This is a genomic window from Mycobacterium sp. 360MFTsu5.1, assembly GCF_000383495.1.
Classification (GTDB): Bacteria; Actinomycetota; Actinomycetes; order Mycobacteriales; family Mycobacteriaceae; genus Mycobacterium; species Mycobacterium mucogenicum_B.
Genome location: NZ_KB911462.1, coordinates 82,518 through 98,637, shown reverse-complemented (window position 1 = coordinate 98,637; position 16,120 = coordinate 82,518). Strand labels below are relative to the sequence as shown.

Genomic DNA, 16,120 nt, shown 5'->3' with positions numbered 1-16,120 from the left:
TCTTGTTCGCCTGAGTTTCCGAACGAACTTCGGTTCCGCACCTTGTACCTCGAAAGATCTCCCACCATAGCGTGAGGCCGACCACAGCCGAAACTGCGATCAGCGCCATACCCGTTGCGCCACATCACCTTTGGCACGCCCCGGTCGGCACCACCCACTGCAAGGGAGCAGCAGATGATTCCACCAACGGGAACGCCCGGCCGGGCGGCCGCACTGGAGCAAGTCGTCGACCGGGCGAAGTTCATCCGGCTCGAGACCGTGCGACTGTCCCGGATCGCCGGCGCCGGCCACTACACGTCGTCCTTCTCGGCCGCCGAACTGTTCGCGACGCTGTACTACTCGGTCCTGAAATACCGCCCGGCAGAACCGAAATGGGCCGACCGTGACCGCTTCGTCCTCAGCAAGGGCCACGCCGCCATCGGCCTGTACCCCGTGCTGGCCGATGTCGGCTTCTTCCCGCCGTCGGCGCTCGACGACTACACGCGCCTGGGCAGCTCGTTCGGCGACCACCCCGACATGAAGAAGATCCCGGGTATCGATTTCAGCTCGGGCTCACTCGGCCACGGCCTGTCCATCTCCGTCGGTATGGCCTTCGCCGGACGGGTCGGCGGCCGCCCGTACCGCACGTTCTGCATGCTGGGCGACGGCGAGCTGCACGAGGGCCAGATCTGGGAGGCCGCCAACGCCGCGGGGCACTACCGCCTCGGAAAGCTGGTCGCCATAGTCGACCGCAATCAGTTGTGCATCGACGGCTTCACCGATGACGTGATGAGCGTCGAGCCCATCGAAGACCGCTTCGCCGCGTTCGGCTGGCAGACCCACCGCGTCGACGGGCACGACCCCGCCGCGCTGCTGGATTTGTTCGGCGCCCTGCCCGACAAACCCGACGGCCCACCACAACTCATCGTTGCCGACACGGTCAAGGGCCGCGGCGTGCAGCTCATGGAATACAACCCCGATTGGCACGTCGGCAACCTCGTCGGCGCCGACTACGACGACGTGATCGCGGAACTGCAGGCCGGCCTGCGTCCGCTGGAGGCAGCGAAATGACCGAAACCCAGGACCAGGCAGAGATTTTCGGCGGCGGTGCCACCGAACTGCGCGACAAGCGATCGTTCGACGGCAGCGACGTCAGTTCGATCCCCGCGTTCGTGTTCGGTGAGGAACTGGCCGACCTGGCCGACCACGATCCGCGCGTCGTCGTGCTGACGGCCGATCTGGCGAGCGCCAACCGGGCCACCGATTTCTCGGCGCGCCATCCCAACCGGTTCTTCAACATGGGCATCGCCGAGAAGGGCATGATCACGTCCGCGGCCGGTATGGCCTCGTGCGGCTACGTGCCGTTCGCCGCGACGTTCGCGTCGTTCTCGGCGCTGCTGTGTGCCGAGCAGATCCGCACCGACTGCGCGTACCCGCGGATGCCCGTGCGGATCGTCGGGCACCACTCGGGCATGTCGATGGGGTTCTACGGCACCAGCCACCACGCGCTGGAAGACCTTGGCGTGCTGCGCACTTTTGCCGAGCTGACCGTCGTCTGCGCGACCGACGCCAACCACCTGCGCGCGATCCTGCGGGCGTCGGTCGACCACCCGGGCGCGATGTACATCCGGCTGGGCCGCGGCCGTGACCCCGAGGTCTACCCGACGGTGCCCGACCTCACCTTCGGCAAGGCCATCCGGCTGCGCGACGGCCACGACCTGACCATCATCGCCACCGGCAGCGAGGTCCACCCGGCACTGGAGGCCGCGGCGATCCTGGCGGACGACGGCATCAGGACCCGCGTCGTCGACATGCACACCGTCGCGCCGCTCGACATCGACGAGGTACTCGCCGCCGCGCACGAGACCGGCGCCATCCTCACCGTCGAGGAACACAACGTCACCAATGGACTGGGATCCGCGGTCGCCGAAGCGCTGTTCCTGAACGGCGCGCCCGCCGTGCGGTTCGCCAAACACGGTGTGCCCGACGAATACATCCCCGTCGGTCCCCCGGCGGCGCTGTACGCCAAGTACCGGCTGGACGCGCCCGGTGTTGCGGCGGTGGCCCGGGAGCTGTTGCGATGATCGACCACAACGACACCGCCCTGACCAAACGGGCCCGGCTCGTCGTCCCCGGCGGCATGTACGGGCACATGAACACGCGGTCGTTCTCGGCCACGCTGCCGCAGTACATGGCCTCGGGCGACGGCTGCCGCATCACCGACACCGACGGCAACACGTACCTGGATTTCATGTGCGGCTGGGGCCCGGTCGTCCTGGGCCACCGCAATCCTGCTGTGCAGCAAGCAGTTTCGGAGCAGATCGCCAAGGGTGACTGCCTCAACGGCGCGGCTCCGGTGATGGTGGAACTGGCCGAACTGCTCGTCGACACCGTCGCCCACGCCGACTGGGCGATGCTCGCCAAGAACGGCACCGACGCCACCACCGCGTGCGTGACGATCGCGCGCGCGGCGACCGGGCGGCGCAAGGTGCTCATCGCCCACGGCGCGTATCACGGTGCGGTGCCGTGGTGCACCCCCGTGACGGCGGGGGTGACCCGGGAGGATCGGGCGCATCTCGACTACTTCGAGTACAACGACCTCGATTCCCTGCGCGCCGCCGTCGACCGCGCCGGCGACGATCTGGCCGCCGTCATCGTCTGCCCGTTCCGGCACGACGTGTTCCGCGATCAGGAGCTGGCCGATCCGTTGTTCGCCAAGGGGTTACGCGAGCTGTGCGACCGCGCCGGCGCCGCGCTGATCCTCGACGACGTCCGTTGCGGCTTCCGGCTGGACCTGGCGGGGAGTTGGGAACCGCTGGGCGTGCGCCCCGATCTGTCGGCGTGGTCCAAGGCCATCGCCAACGGCTATGCGCTGGCTGCGGTTACGGGCACCGACAGGTTGAGAGAAGCGGCCGGCAGCATCTACGCCACGGGATCCTTCTGGTACTCCGCGGTGTCGATGGCGGCCGCGCTGGCGACCATCCGGGAACTGCGCGACACCGACGCGATGCAGCGCATGTTCGACTCCGGCCAACGCCTGCGCGACGGGCTCGCCGCCCAGGCCCGCGCGCACGGGTTCGAGGTCGTGCAGACGGGGCCGGTGCAGATGCCGCTGCTGCGGTTCGCCGGTGACGACGACTTCAGCCAGACCCGACTGTGGTGCGACGAGGCCGGCGCCCGTGGCGTCTACCTGCACCCGCACCACAACTGGTTCCTCAGCGCGGCCCACACGACCGCGGACATCGACGACGCGCTCGACCGCACCGACGACGCCTTCGCGGCATTGGCCCGGCGATGAAGATCACCGGGGCGGTCCTCGAGGAGTCCGGGCGGGCCCGGCCGTACGCGCGGTCGCGGCCGATCACCGTCGGTGAGCTGGAGCTGGCGGATCCCGGCCCGACCGAGCTGCTGGTCCAGATCGAGGTGGCCGGCGTGTGCCACTCGGACCTCAGCGTCGTCGACGGCAACCGGCCCCGCCCGCTGCCGATGCTCTTGGGGCACGAGGCCGCCGGTGTCGTCGTCGGCGCCGGTGACGCCGTCGGCGACATCCGTCCCGGGCAGCGCGTCGTGATGTCGTTCCTCCCCCGCTGCGGCGAGTGCCCCGACTGCGCCGAAGGCGGCCGTCTGCCGTGCCCGACCGGGTCAGCGGCGAACGCCGCGGGCACCCTGCTGGCCGGCCGCCGCCTGAGCGCGGCCGGCCGGCCGGTGCATCACCATCTCGGCGTGTCCGGTTTCGCCACCCACGCCGTCGTCGACCGGGCCTCCGTCGTGCCCGTCGGGTCGGATATCCCGCCCGACGTCGCCGCGATGCTCGGCTGCGCCGTCCTCACCGGGGGCGGCGCGGTCCTCAACGTCGCCAAGCCCGCGCCGACCGACAGCGTGCTGGTCGTCGGGCTCGGCGGCGTCGGCATGGCAGCCGTCATCACCGCGCGGGCGTTGCAGGTCGAGCGGGTCATCGCGGCCGACACCGCCGAGGACAAGCTCGGCCAGGCCGCCGCGCTGGGCGCGACCGAGACCTACACCGCAGCTCAGGTCGCTGAACTCGGCATCAAGGCCCGTCACGTCATCGAGTGCGCCGGGCATCCCCGCGCGTTCGAGACGGCCTTCGGCGCGACGCAGCCGGGCGGCAGCACCATCACGGTCGGCCTGCCGGCCGCGGCGGCGCTGGCCGCCATCTCGCCACTGACAGTCACCGCCGAGGCCAGGACGGTCGTCGGCAGTTATCTGGGCTCGTCGATACCGGCCCGCGACATCCCGCGGTACGCACAGCTGTGGCGGGAGGGGAAGCTGCCGGTGGAGAAGCTCATTTCCGCGCGGATTCGGCTCGATCAGATCAACGAGGCGATGGATCGGCTGGCCGACGGCCAGGCCATCCGTCAGGTCATCCTGTTCGGCCAGGACTGACCGATTCGGCCGATTCGCCCTCCAGACGCCCGGTGAGGGTGGCCTGCCAGCATGAGACCGCCGGGCACGGTAAGCTAGCGGCAGGACAATAAACACACTCAGATCGGAGCCGCCTGCACATCGGGCCGCTCCGTTATTGCGCGAGGGGGTCCCCCATGGGCCGCGGCCGAGCAAAGGCGAAGCAGACCAAGGTTGCTCGAGACCTTAAGTACAGCTCACCGCAGACCGATTTCGGTCGGCTGCAACGAGAGCTCTCGAACGACTCCGTTGGTTACAGCACAAGTGCCTTCGATGACGACCTGGGCGACGACGACTCGGACGACGAGCCTGCCGGTCGCTGGGCCGTGCCCGAAGACGACTGGCGTCACTAGACCCCACGAGCGGCCCTGATCCAGGGCCGCCGGCCCAGCCCCGCGCGCGACCTGAGGTCAGAAGCGCGGGTGCTGGCCCACCAACTCGGCGCGAACGCTGCTCTTGCCACCCTTGTTGACGGTGCCCAGAGTCCAGCAGTCCAGGTGCCGGGCCGTCAGAATCGCCAGCGCGCGGTCGGTGTCCTCCGGCGCGACGACGGCGACCATGCCGACACCCATATTGAACGTCTTCTCCATTTCGGCACGCTCCACGCGGCCGCGCTGGGCGATCATCTGGAACACCGGTGCCGGCGTCCACGTACCGCGGTCCATCTCGGCGGTCAGGCCGTGCGGGATCACACGTTCCAGGTTTCCGGCCAGCCCACCACCGGTGACGTGGCAGAAGGTGCGGACCTGGGTCTCGGCGGCCAGCGCCAGGCAGTCCTTGGCGTAGATGCGCGTCGGCTCCAGCAGTTCTTCACCGAGCGTGCGGCCGAACTCCTCGACGTGGCCCGACAGGCTCATACGGTCGATCTCGAGCAGCACCTTGCGGGCCAGCGAGTAACCGTTGGAGTGCAAGCCGGTGGCGGCCATGGCGATGATCACGTCGCCGGGGCGGACGTTCTCGGGGCCCAGCAGGTCGTCGGCCTCGACGACGCCGACGCCCGTCGCGGAGATGTCGTAGTGGTCGGGCTCCATCAGGCCCGGGTGCTCGGCGGTCTCACCGCCCAGCAGCGCACAGCCGGCCTGCACACAGCCCTCGGCGATGCCCGAGACGATCTCGGCCACCCGCTCGGGCACGGTGCGGCCCACGGCGATGTAGTCCTGCAGGAACAGCGGCTCGGCGCCACACACCACGAGGTCGTCCACGACCATCGCGACGAGGTCGATGCCGACGGTGTCGTGCTTGTCCATGGCCTGCGCCACGGCGAGCTTGGTGCCCACACCATCGGTCGACGAAGCCAGCAGTGGCTCGCGGTACCCGGCTTTCAGGCCGAACAGCCCGGCAAAACCTCCGAGGCCGCCTCGCACCTCGGGGCGGGTGGCCTTCTTGGCGTGGGGCTTGAACAATTCGACGGCGCGATCGCCTGCCTCGATGTCAACCCCCGCCGAAGCGTAGGAGGCGCCAATCGATTCAGCTCGCTCATCCTGGCTAGTCATCGGCCCCAAGGCTACCGGTCGCACCCTCGCGGATGCACGTCGCGCCCATCCAGGGCGGCCGGGTCAGGGGCGGCGCAGGGCTGAGGCGTTGTCGTTGTCGGCGGTCAGCGGCAGGCCGGTGCGGGCCGCCGACGCCAGCATGTGCTCGACGACGTTCTTGCCGAGGGCAGCTTCACCTGGCAGTTCGATCGGGTAGTTGCCGTCGAAGCAGGCCGCGCACAGTCGGGAAGCGGGCTGTTCGGTGGCGGCGATCATGCCCTGCCGGCTGATGTAGCCGAGCGAGTCGGCGCCGATCGCGTGCCGGACCGCCTCGAGCATCTCGTCCTCGCTGGCCTCGGTGCTCTTGGCGTTGGCGATCAGCTCGGCGGGGGTGGCGAAGTCGATGCCGTAGAAACACGGCCACTTCACCGGCGGCGACGCGATGCGCACGTGCACCTCGACGGCGCCGGCCTCCCGCAGCATGCGGACCAGGGCGCGCTGGGTGTTGCCGCGGACGATCGAGTCGTCGACGACGATCAGCCGCTTGCCGCGGATGACTTCCTTCAGCGGGTTGAGCTTGAGCCGGATGCCGAGCTGACGGATGGTCTGCGACGGCTGGATGAAGGTGCGCCCGACGTAGGCGTTCTTCATGAGGCCCTGACCGAACGGGATACCCGAGCCCTGCGCGTAGCCGACGGCCGCGGGCACGCCCGATTCGGGCACCCCGATGACCAGGTCGGCGTCGACGGGCTTCTCCTGGGCCAGCCGGCGGCCGATGTCGACGCGCGCGGCGTGGACCGAACGGCCGGCGATGGTGCTGTCCGGACGGGCCAGGTAGACGTATTCGAAGACGCAGCTCTTGGGCTCGGGGTTGGCGAACCGGGTGGAGCGCACACCGTCGGCGTCGATGGCCAGCAGCTCACCGGGCTCGATGTCGCGGACGAACGAGGCGCCGACGATGTCCAGTGCGGCGGTCTCGGAGGCGACGACCCAGCCGCGGTCCAGCCGGCCCAGGGACAGCGGACGGACGCCGTGCGGGTCACGCGCGGCGTAGAGGGTGTTCTCGTCCATGAAGGTCAGGCAGAACGCGCCGCGAACCTGCGGCAGCAGTTCCAGCGCGGACTGTTCCAGGCTCGAGTCGGCGGCGCCGTGCGCCAGCAGGGCGCCCAGGATGTCGGAGTCGGTGGTGGCGGCGACATGGCCACGCGCGTTGATCAGGCCGTCTTCGCGGGCCCGGGCCGCCAGTTCGGCGGTGTTGACCAGGTTGCCGTTGTGGCCGAGTGCGACGCCGGTGCCGGCGGCGGTGTTGCGGAACACCGGCTGCGCGTTCTCCCACGTCGTGGAGCCGGTGGTCGAGTAGCGGCAGTGCCCGACGGCGACGTGGCCGTGCATGGCGGCCAGGGTCTGCTCGTCGAACACCTGACTGACCAGGCCGAGGTCCTTGAACACCAGGATTTGAGATCCGTCGGCGACGGCGATGCCTGCCGCTTCCTGCCCTCTGTGCTGCAGCGCATAAAGGCCGTAGTACGTGAGCTTTGCCACGTCCTCGCCAGGGGCCCAGACCCCGAATACGCCGCATTCCTCGCGTGGCTCGTTCTCGGTCTGTTCGGTCACGATAGGGCTGCTCCCGGGGAGGCGGTTGGTGACAGGAATGAGTCTACGGTCCAGCCGGGCGGGAAACGGAATCGAATCTTCTGCCTGTCGGCGCGTCGCCCACCGGAGGCGCACGCGTCGGGCCTGTTTCGGGCTCGACTCCCGCGCCGCGGACGACTTCGCGCACGGCCTCACACCGTCTCATCAGCCCACTTCAGTCCGGCTGTTTATATGGGTTTCGTGGCCAGTCAATTATCAGAGAGCCCTGATACTCCCGTCCTCGATCCCGTCACCGCCGACGCGACCCGGCCATGGTCGAGCGTGACGAAGATCGCATTCAGATTCTGCTTTCTGTACTTCGGCCTGTTCTGTGTGTTGTTCGCGCAGATCACTTTTGCCTTCTTCGGGATCGTGGGCGAGTTCCTACCGAAGCTCGCGGTGATGTGGCAGATGACCGTGCTGGGCCCGCCGCTGCAGTGGGTCGGCCGCGAGGTGTTCGGCGTCGACGCGGTGCTGCACCAGGACTCGGGCAGTGGCGACCAGACCGTGGTGTGGGTGATGGTGTTCACCCTGGCGGTCGTCGCGGCCGTCGGGACCGCGGTGTGGACGCTGCTGGACCGCCGGCGGCCCGACTACGCGCGACTGTCGGCGTGGTTCCTGACGTTCGTGCGCTTGTGCGTCGCCGGCCAGATGCTGTTCTACGGGTTCGCCAAACTGGTGCCCACCCAGATGCCGTCGCCGCCGCCGTCCGCGCTGCTGCGGTCGTTCGGCGACTTCAGTCCGGCCTCGGTGCTGTGGTTGCAGGTGGGCAGCTCGCATCCGTACGAGATGACACTCGGCGCCGTCGAGGTGCTGGCCGGATTGCTGATGTTCCTGCCCCGCACCGCGACGCTGGGGACGCTGCTCGGGCTGGCCAGCATGGCCCAGGTGTTCCTGTTGAACATGACGTTCGACGTGCCGGTCAAGATCCTCTCCGGCCATCTGCTGTTGATGAGCCTGGTGCTGCTCGCCCCGCAGCTGCGCCGGCTGACGGACCTCTTCGTCCTGCAGCGCCCGTCGGAGCCGGTCAGCCAACCCCCGCTGTTCAGCTCTGAGCGGGCCAATCGCAGAGCGGCCACCGCGCAGGCCGTGCTGGGTCTCTGGGTGCTGGTCGGATGCGTCTTCGCGAGCTGGCAGGCGTGGCACGCCTACGGCGGCGGCAAGGCCAAGCCCGAGCTGTACGGCATCTGGTCGGTCCGGGAGTTCAGCGTGGACGGCAAGCCGGTGCCGCCGCTGACGACGGATCAAACCCGTTGGCAACGCGTCGTTTTCGAGACGGACGGCGCGCTGACGTACCAGCGGATGAACGGCGAACTGGTCGACGCCCCGGCCACCGTCAAGTCCGACACCATCACGGTGTCCGAACCCGGCGGCGCGGCACTGGCCGAGCTGAAGGTGTCACGGCCGTCGGACCGGCAGCTGCAACTGACCGGCACGCTGCACGGCCGCCCGGTTCAGATCGCCCTCGATCAGGTCGACCTCGATCAATTCACCTTGCGCAACAGGGGTTTTCACTGGGTGCAGGAATACCCGTTCTTCAAGTGAGCGCTACAGGTCGACCAGTGGCAGCCACGGGCCGATCTCCCGCGCCCGTGACCCGGACATCTCGATGGCGCCCGCCGCGTCGTCGAGCGACAACAGCCCAGTGGCCAGCCGCAGCCAGGTGCGCGGGTCCGTCTCCACCACGTTGGGCGGATTACCGCGGGTGTGACTGAGGCCCGAAATGCACTGCACCGCAACGAATGGCGGGACGCGGACCTCGACGCTGGCGCCCGGTGCGACGGCCGCCAGCGTGCGGGCCGTCAGCCGGACGGCCTCGGCGATCGCGGCGCGCGGCGGCGTCTCGGTCTGCTCGTCCCGCAGCCAGTCGGCCACCAGCAACACCGCCGCGCGCGTCGCCGCCGGGTCGGGCGCCTTACGCCCGGCCACGGGTCACCATCTCAGCGATTTGTGCACGATTTTCCGCGGTGGGCGCGGATTTTCGTGCACAAATCACTCATGGGAGAACAGGGCGGGCAGCACGCTCTCGGAGGTTGTGCGCAGTTCGTCCAGCGTGACGCTGAACTGACCCTGCACCTCCACCGAGTCGCTGCCCGGATCCACCACACCGATGCGGACGGCCGGCAGTTCGCGGGCCTCGCACATCGCCATGAAGCGGCTCTCCTCGGTGCGCGGCACCGCGACAAGGACACGGCCCGACGACTCGGAGAACAGCTGCACGAACGGGTCCGAATCCTCGGGAAGCAGGACGCGGCAACCGGTTTCGCCGGCCAGGGCCGCCTCGACGACGGCCTGGATGAGCCCGCCCTCGGACAGGTCGTGGGCGGCCGAGATCAGTCCGTCGCGCGAACCGGCGGTCAGCACCTCGGACAGCAGCTGCTCGCGGGCCAGGTCCACCCGCGGCGGCACGCCACCGAGATGGTCGGCGGTGACCTGGGCCCAGACCGAACCGTCGAACTCGTCGTAGGTGTCGCCCAGCAGGATCAGCGTCTCGCCCGGCTCCAGGCCGATGCCGGTCGGGATGCGGCGGTGCACGTCGTCGATGACGCCGAGCACGCCGACCACCGGCGTCGGCAGGATCGCCGTCGAGCCGGTCTGGTTGTAGAAGCTGACGTTGCCGCCGGTGACCGGAATGCCAAGGGCCGCACAGCCGTCCGCGAGGCCGCGCACGGCCTGCGAGAACTGCCACATGACGCCCGGATCCTCCGGCGAGCCGAAGTTGAGGCAGTTGGTGACGGCGACCGGCGTCGCGCCGGTGACGGCGACGTTGCGGTAGGCCTCGGCCAGCGCCAGCTGCGCACCGGTGTACGGGTCCAGCTGCGTGTAGCGGCCCGACGCGTCGGTCGACACCGCGATGCCGCGGCCGGTGGCCTCGTCGATGCGCAGGACGCCACCGTCGGCGTGCTCGGCCAGGACGGTGTTGCCGCGGACGTAGCGGTCGTACTGCTCGGTGATGAAGGCCCGGCTGCACAGGTGCGGGCTGCCGAGCAGCTGCAGCAGGGTGGCGCGCAGCTCGTCGCCGGTCTTGGGCCGGGGCAGCGTGGCAGAGGTGTCGGCGATCAGCGCGTCCTGGGTGTCGGGGCGCTGGACGGGCCGGTTGTAGACCGGGCCCTCGTGGGCGACGGTGCGCGGCGGCACGTCGACGACGGTCTCGCCGTGCCAGCTGATCTTCAGCCGGTCGCCGTCGGTGACCTCACCGATGACGGTGGCCAGCACGTCCCACTTGCGGCAGACGGCCATGAAGGCGTCGACGTTCTCCGGCGTCACGACGGCGCACATGCGCTCCTGCGACTCGCTGGAGAGCACCTCGGCCGGGGTCATGCCCGTCGCGCGCAGCGGCACCTTGTCCAGGTCGATGTGCATGCCACCGTCACCGGCCGATGCCAGTTCCGAAGTGGCGCAGGACAATCCGGCGCCGCCGAGGTCCTGGATGCCGACCACGAGGTGCGCGGCGTACAGCTCGAGACAGCACTCGATGAGCACCTTCTCGGTGAACGGGTCGCCGACCTGAACGCTCGGCAGCTTCTTGCGGCCGGCGCCGGACTCATCGCCGGAGAAGGTGTCCGAGGCCAGCACCGAGACGCCGCCGATGCCGTCGAGGCCCGTGCGGGCGCCGAACAGGATGATCTTGTTGCCGGTGCCGGACGCGAAGGCCAGGTGCAGGTCCTCGACGCGCAGGGCGCCCACGCAGAGGGCGTTCACGAGCGGGTTGCCGGCGTAGGACGGGTCGAAGATGGTCTCGCCGCCGATGTTCGGCAGGCCCAGCGAGTTGCCGTAGCCGCCGACACCGCGGACGACACCGTCGAGCACGCGGCGGGTGTCGGGCGCGTCGGCCGCGCCGAAGCGCAGCTGGTCCATGACGGCGACCGGGCGGGCACCCATGGCCATGATGTCGCGGACGATGCCGCCGACGCCGGTGGCCGCGCCCTGGTACGGCTCGACGTACGACGGGTGATTGTGCGATTCGACCTTGAAGGTGACGGCCCAGCCGTCACCGATGTCGACGACGCCGGCGTTCTCGCCGATGCCGGCCAGCATGCCGGCGCGCATCTCGTCGGTGGTGGTCTCACCGAAGTAGCGCAGATGCACCTTGGAGGACTTGTACGAGCAGTGCTCGCTCCACATCACCGAGTACATGGCCAGCTCGGCGTCGGTGGGCCGGCGGCCGAGGATCTCGCGGATGCGCTGGTACTCGTCATCCTTGAGGCCGAGCTCGCGATACGGCTGCGGCTGATCGGGCGTGGTAGTCGCGTTATTGACGGTATCGACCGAGGACGTCACGCAGAGAGTCTACCGTTGCCGACCTGGCCCGCCCGCCACGGCGAGCGCCGGCTACTCGTCGCCGCTGACCAGCACCTTGAGCAGCGCCGGCCGCCGCAGGATGAGCGCGCCCCAGATCAGCAGGCCGAAGGCCACCGCGAAGACCACCGGGAACCACGCCTCGTGGTGCATGTCGATGGTCACGGCGCCGCCGAGGTAGGCCGTCAGCCCGACCGAGCCCAGCACGGCCGTGCGGGGAATCACCCACACGACGATGCACGCCAGCAGCACCCACCCGATGACGTACGTCTGGTAGGGCGGGAAGCCGAGTCCCTCGGTCGCGGTGCGCGCGAATTCCACCCCGAGGATCTTCGGGATGGCATCGGCCAGCAGGAACAGCAGGAGGAAGGCGCTCAGCGCCAGGCCGGCCTTCTGTGATGCGGTGCGGCCGGCCCATGCGGCCCGGGGGTTCGATACATCCTTGGCGTCGGCCATGGCGGACTCCGTTCGCGGTCGTTGGTTCAACACTAAGTCGACTTGCGCGGGCGCGGGAACTCATCGGGCAGCCCTCATAGCGGGCTGCTAGGTAGGACCAATCGGGGCCTCATCCCGCGGTTTTAGCGTGGCCGGATGAGACTTCACATTGGACTCAACCGTGGTGCGATCGCGGTGTTTGCCGTGATCGCGGCCCTGGTGTGTATCTGTGCCGGCGCGATCGTCGTCGCGTCGAAGGCGTGGCATGCCGCGTCGGAGCCGGTGGTGTCCACCGGCGTCGAACTGGTCGAGCAGGCCGGCCCCTAGCTCGTCAGGCCGCGCCCGCGATACAGAACGCGTTGCCTTCCGGGTCGGCCAGCACCACCCATCGGGCCACTTCGCCGAAGGCGTGCCGCTCGGTTTCCGTCGCGCCCGCGGCTTTGAGGCGTTCGAGCTCGGGCTCGATGTCGCCTTCCAGGTGGAAGTCCAGGTGCAGCCGGTTCTTGCCGGGCGTCGGGTCGTCGACCTGCTGGAAGCCCAGGTTCGGACCCTCCGGGAAGTTGACGACGAAGAACTCCCCCGGCATCAGGGTGTGCACCTTGCCGCCGAATTGCGCGGCCCACCAGTCGGCGAGGGCCTGCGCGTCGGTGCAGTCGAATGTGACCATCTCCACTTTGAGTGCCATGGCCAGACTGTAGGTCAGGCCGGTGACAGGAACGCCTGCAGCGCCGCGGCGTAGGCCGGCACGTCGAGCGCGCCCATCACCTCGCGCGCCGAGTGCATGGCCAGCTGCGCGGCGCCGACGTCGACGGTCGGGATGCCGGTGCGCGCGGCGGTCATCGGGCCGATGGTCGATCCGCACGGCAGGTCGGCGCGGTGCTCATACCGCTGCAGCGGTACCCCGGCCTGCGCGCAGGCCAATGCGAACGCCGCGGCGGTCCGGCCGTCGGTGGCGTACCGCAGGTTGGGCTGGACCTTGAGCACCGGCCCGGCGTTGACCTCGATGAGGTGCCCGGGCTCGTGCCGCTCCGGGTAGTTCGGGTGGGTGGCGTGCGCCATGTCGCCCGAGGCCACCATCGACCCGGCCAGCCGGCGCAGCAGGTCCTCGCGCGTCCCACCGGCCGCCAGCACGATGCGCTCCAGCACCGTCGGCAGCAGATCGGACTGCGCGCCATGGTCGGACGTCGAGCCGACCTCTTCGTGGTCGAACAGCGCCAGCACCGGAACGTAGTCGGCAGCCGGAGCGGCCAGGAACGCCTCCAGCCCGGCGTAGCAGGTGCCCTGGTTGTCGAGCCGGGGTGCGCTGACGAGCTCGCCGTCGGCGCCGATCAGCCGGGACGGCGTCAGGTCGTGCGTCATCAGGTCGGCGGCCAGGACGTCGGCACCGTCGACACCCGCGTGCTCGGCGACGAACGCCACGAACTCACGGGTGCCGGTCCCGACGCCCCACACCGCGTTGACGTGCCGCTGCGGGTCGAGGCTGACGCCCTTGCGGTCGTCGGACAGGTGGATGGCCAGCTGCGGCACCCGCAGGATCGGGTCGTCGATCCGGACCAGGACGTCCTCGACGCTGTTGCCGCGCCGCACCGAGAGCCGGCCGCTGATCCCGAGGTCGCGATCCAGCCAGGAGTTCAGCCACGCACCGCCGTAAGGCTCGAGCGCCACCACCTGCCAGCCGCTGACGAACCGGTCTGGGTGCTGCTTGACCCGCAGGTTGGGGCTGTCGGTGTGGCCGCCGACGATGCGGAAGGGCAGTGGCTCGTCGGTGCTGCGCCAGGCGACAAGCGAGCCGGCCCGCACCGTGAAGTAGTTGCCCGGAGAGCCGGGCCAGGCGTCGGTCTCGGCGAGTTCGGTGAAGCCGGCGGCGGTCAGCCGCGCGGCCACCGTCGCGCACACATGGAACGGCGAGGGCGACGCGTCGATGAACCCGCAGAGGCCCGCGGCAGTAGCTCCGGTCATGAGGCCATCATCACCCGGAAATCCGTTGCGGTTGCCGCTAGGGTCGAGTTCGTGTGTCCCGCACGGCCTCAGCCCGTTCTCACCACGTTGACATCTGCTGCCATCTTTCTCATCGCCACCATCGATGAGGGCGCCGAGCCCGAAGTGCACGATGCGCTCACCGGGCTGTCCGGACTCGTTCGGGCAGTTGGATTCCGCACGCCCGCAAGCCGTCTGAGCCTGGTGACCGGCATCAGCTCGGACGCCTGGGATCGCTTGTTCAGCGGGCCGCGCCCGGCCGGCCTGCATCCGTTCCCCGAATTGCAGGGTGCGCGTCACCACGCGCCGTCGACCCCGGGCGATCTGCTGTTCCACATCCGGGCCAACGCCATGGACGTGTGTTTCGAGCTGGCCAGCCAGATCCTGAAATCGCTCGACGGCGCGGTGAAGGTGGTCGACGAGGTCCACGGATTCAAGTTCTTCGAGAACCGCGACCTGCTGGGCTTCGTCGACGGCACCGAGAACCCGGACGGTCCGGACGCCGTGGTCGCGGCGCTGGTCGGCGACGACGATCCCGGATTCGCCGGTGGCAGTTACGTTCACGTGCAGAAGTACCTGCACGACATGGCGTCGTGGGAATCACTCAGTGTCACCGAGCAGGAGCGGGTGATCGGCCGCAGCAAGCTCGAGGACATCGAGATGGCCGACGACGTCAAGCCGCCCAACTCACACCTGGCCCTCAACGTCATCGAGGACGACGACGGCAACCAGCTGCAGATCGTGCGGGCCAACATGCCGTTCGGCCGCGTCGGCTCAGGGGAATTCGGCACGTACTACATCGCGTACTCGGCCGACCCGGCCGTCACCGAACGCATGCTGCGCAATATGTTCATCGGCGATCCGCCGGGCAACACCGATCGCATCCTGGATTTCTCCACCGCGGTCACCGGAGTGTTGTTCTTCACTCCCACAGTCGATTTCCTCGATGCCCCGCCGCCCCTGCCCGCCGCGCCACCGGCCGAACCCGAAGCCCAACCCACGTCCCCCGGCACCCTGTCCATCGGCAGTCTGAAAGGTCAACCGCAATGAACAACCTGTACCGCGATCTCGCTCCCGTCACCGCCGCCGCGTGGGCGCAGATCGAGGAGGAAGCCGCGCGGACGTTCAAGCGGCACATCGCCGGCCGCCGCGTCGTCGACGTGAGTGAACCGGGTGGACCCAAGACGGCCGCGGTCAGCACCGGCCACCTCGTCGATGTCACGTCACCCGCCGACGGTGTGGTGGCGCATCTTCGGGAAGCCCGGCCGCTGGTGCGGCTGCGGGTGCCGTTCACGGTGACGCGCACGGCCATCGACGACGTCGAGCGCGGCGCGCAGGACTCCGACTGGGATCCGGTGAAGGAAGCCGCCAAGAAGCTGGCGTTCTCGGAGGACCGGGCGATCTTCGAGGGCTACCCCGCCGCGCAGATCGAGGGCATCCGGGCCGCCAGCTCCAACCCGGCGCTGGCGCTGCCGAGCGACCCCCGCGGCTACCCGGACGTCATCTCGCAGGCGCTGTCGGAGCTGCGGCTCGCCGGTGTGGACGGGCCGTACTCGGTGCTGCTGTCGGCGGAGGCCTACACCAAGGTCAGCGAGACCACCGAGCACGGCTACCCGCTGCTGGAGCACCTCAACCGTCTGGTCGACGGTGAGATCATCTGGGCGCCCGCCATCGACGGCGCGTTCGTATTGTCCACGCGCGGAGGCGATTTCGATCTGCAGCTGGGCACCGACGTGACCATCGGCTACCTGTCGCACGATGCCGAGACGGTGCAGTTGTACCTGCAGGAGACGCTGACGTTCCTCTGCTACACCGCCGAGGCGTCGGTCGCGCTCGACAGCTGACGCATCGGTTGTTCACCACCGCATTGATCCTGTACCCAGGGCGCACTTGTTCGAGTGAGG

16 protein-coding genes are annotated in these 16,120 nt (G+C 69.2%); 9 read left to right on the top strand and 7 right to left on the bottom strand.

Going from position 1 to position 16,120, the window contains the following annotated elements; all coding sequences use genetic code 11:
* Nucleotides 1-174 precede the first annotated feature (174 nt).
* The 5 genes from H289_RS0100525 to H289_RS0100505 all read left to right on the top strand — a co-directional run bounded on the left by H289_RS0100525 (nt 175) and on the right by H289_RS0100505 (nt 4,754).
* Complete coding sequence (locus H289_RS0100525) at nt 175-1,050, top strand: transketolase (protein WP_020098795.1); 876 nt, start codon at nt 175-177, stop codon at nt 1,048-1,050.
* Entirely contained in the window at nt 1,047-2,063 is a 1,017-nt protein-coding gene (locus H289_RS0100520) for a transketolase family protein (protein WP_020098794.1), read from the top strand. Before H289_RS0100525 ends, H289_RS0100520 begins: the two co-directional genes overlap by 4 nt.
* Nucleotides 2,060-3,277, top strand: coding sequence for an aminotransferase class III-fold pyridoxal phosphate-dependent enzyme (locus H289_RS0100515; RefSeq protein ID WP_020098793.1), 1,218 nt, complete (start codon nt 2,060-2,062; stop codon nt 3,275-3,277). Before H289_RS0100520 ends, H289_RS0100515 begins: the two co-directional genes overlap by 4 nt.
* Entirely contained in the window at nt 3,274-4,383 is a 1,110-nt protein-coding gene (locus H289_RS0100510; protein WP_020098792.1) for an alcohol dehydrogenase catalytic domain-containing protein, read from the top strand. The genes H289_RS0100515 and H289_RS0100510 overlap by 4 nt, the downstream gene beginning before the upstream one ends.
* A gap of 155 nt (nt 4,384-4,538) precedes the next feature.
* Entirely contained in the window at nt 4,539-4,754 is a 216-nt protein-coding gene (locus H289_RS0100505; RefSeq protein ID WP_020098791.1) for a DUF3073 domain-containing protein, read from the top strand.
* Nucleotides 4,755-4,811: 57 nt separating this feature from the next.
* Here the strand turns inward: H289_RS0100505 and purM are convergent, their stop codons facing one another.
* Both purM and purF read right to left on the bottom strand, forming a co-directional pair.
* Nucleotides 4,812-5,894: a phosphoribosylformylglycinamidine cyclo-ligase gene (gene purM, locus H289_RS0100500; RefSeq protein WP_020098790.1), complete on the bottom strand. Its 1,083-nt coding sequence runs from the start codon at nt 5,892-5,894 to the stop codon at nt 4,812-4,814.
* Nucleotides 5,895-5,957: 63 nt separating this feature from the next.
* Complete coding sequence (gene purF / locus H289_RS0100495; RefSeq protein ID WP_036419967.1) at nt 5,958-7,490, bottom strand: amidophosphoribosyltransferase; 1,533 nt, start codon at nt 7,488-7,490, stop codon at nt 5,958-5,960.
* 207 nt (nt 7,491-7,697) lie between these two features.
* Between purF and H289_RS0100490 the strand changes: the two genes are divergently transcribed.
* A complete protein-coding gene (locus H289_RS0100490) occupies nt 7,698-9,050 on the top strand; it encodes a DoxX family protein (RefSeq protein WP_231387940.1) in 1,353 nt (450 codons plus the stop codon).
* A 3-nt stretch (nt 9,051-9,053) separates the two neighbouring features.
* Here H289_RS0100490 and H289_RS0100485 read toward each other — a convergent pair whose 3' ends face one another.
* The 3 genes from H289_RS0100485 to H289_RS0100475 form a co-directional block, all read right to left on the bottom strand.
* Nucleotides 9,054-9,434, bottom strand: a complete 381-nt coding sequence (locus H289_RS0100485; protein ID WP_020098787.1) for a sterol carrier family protein — start codon at nt 9,432-9,434, stop codon at nt 9,054-9,056.
* Nucleotides 9,435-9,497: 63 nt separating this feature from the next.
* Nucleotides 9,498-11,786, bottom strand: coding sequence for a phosphoribosylformylglycinamidine synthase subunit PurL (purL, locus tag H289_RS29395; RefSeq protein ID WP_020098786.1), 2,289 nt, complete (start codon nt 11,784-11,786; stop codon nt 9,498-9,500).
* A gap of 51 nt (nt 11,787-11,837) precedes the next feature.
* Nucleotides 11,838-12,260 (bottom strand): DoxX family protein, encoded by a 423-nt coding sequence (locus H289_RS0100475; protein ID WP_020098785.1) that lies wholly within the window; start codon nt 12,258-12,260, stop codon nt 11,838-11,840.
* 135 nt (nt 12,261-12,395) lie between these two features.
* Between H289_RS0100475 and H289_RS32710 the strand changes: the two genes are divergently transcribed.
* Complete coding sequence (locus tag H289_RS32710) at nt 12,396-12,566, top strand: hypothetical protein (protein WP_020098784.1); 171 nt, start codon at nt 12,396-12,398, stop codon at nt 12,564-12,566.
* 4 nt (nt 12,567-12,570) lie between these two features.
* Here H289_RS32710 and H289_RS0100465 read toward each other — a convergent pair whose 3' ends face one another.
* Both H289_RS0100465 and H289_RS0100460 read right to left on the bottom strand, forming a co-directional pair.
* Nucleotides 12,571-12,924 carry a VOC family protein gene (locus tag H289_RS0100465; protein ID WP_020098783.1) on the bottom strand — a complete coding sequence of 118 codons (354 nt, stop codon included), beginning with the start codon at nt 12,922-12,924 and terminating at the stop codon, nt 12,571-12,573.
* A 14-nt stretch (nt 12,925-12,938) separates the two neighbouring features.
* Nucleotides 12,939-14,198, bottom strand: a complete 1,260-nt coding sequence (locus tag H289_RS0100460; RefSeq protein ID WP_051128362.1) for a M18 family aminopeptidase — start codon at nt 14,196-14,198, stop codon at nt 12,939-12,941.
* Between the two features lie 51 nt (nt 14,199-14,249).
* On the opposite strand from H289_RS0100460, the gene H289_RS0100455 reads away from it, so the two are divergent.
* Together H289_RS0100455 and H289_RS0100450 are read left to right on the top strand one after the other, a co-directional pair.
* Nucleotides 14,250-15,266, top strand: coding sequence for a Dyp-type peroxidase (locus tag H289_RS0100455; protein WP_029104624.1), 1,017 nt, complete (start codon nt 14,250-14,252; stop codon nt 15,264-15,266).
* Nucleotides 15,263-16,060, top strand: coding sequence for a family 1 encapsulin nanocompartment shell protein (locus tag H289_RS0100450; RefSeq protein WP_020098780.1), 798 nt, complete (start codon nt 15,263-15,265; stop codon nt 16,058-16,060). Before H289_RS0100455 ends, H289_RS0100450 begins: the two co-directional genes overlap by 4 nt.
* Nucleotides 16,061-16,120 lie beyond the last annotated feature (60 nt).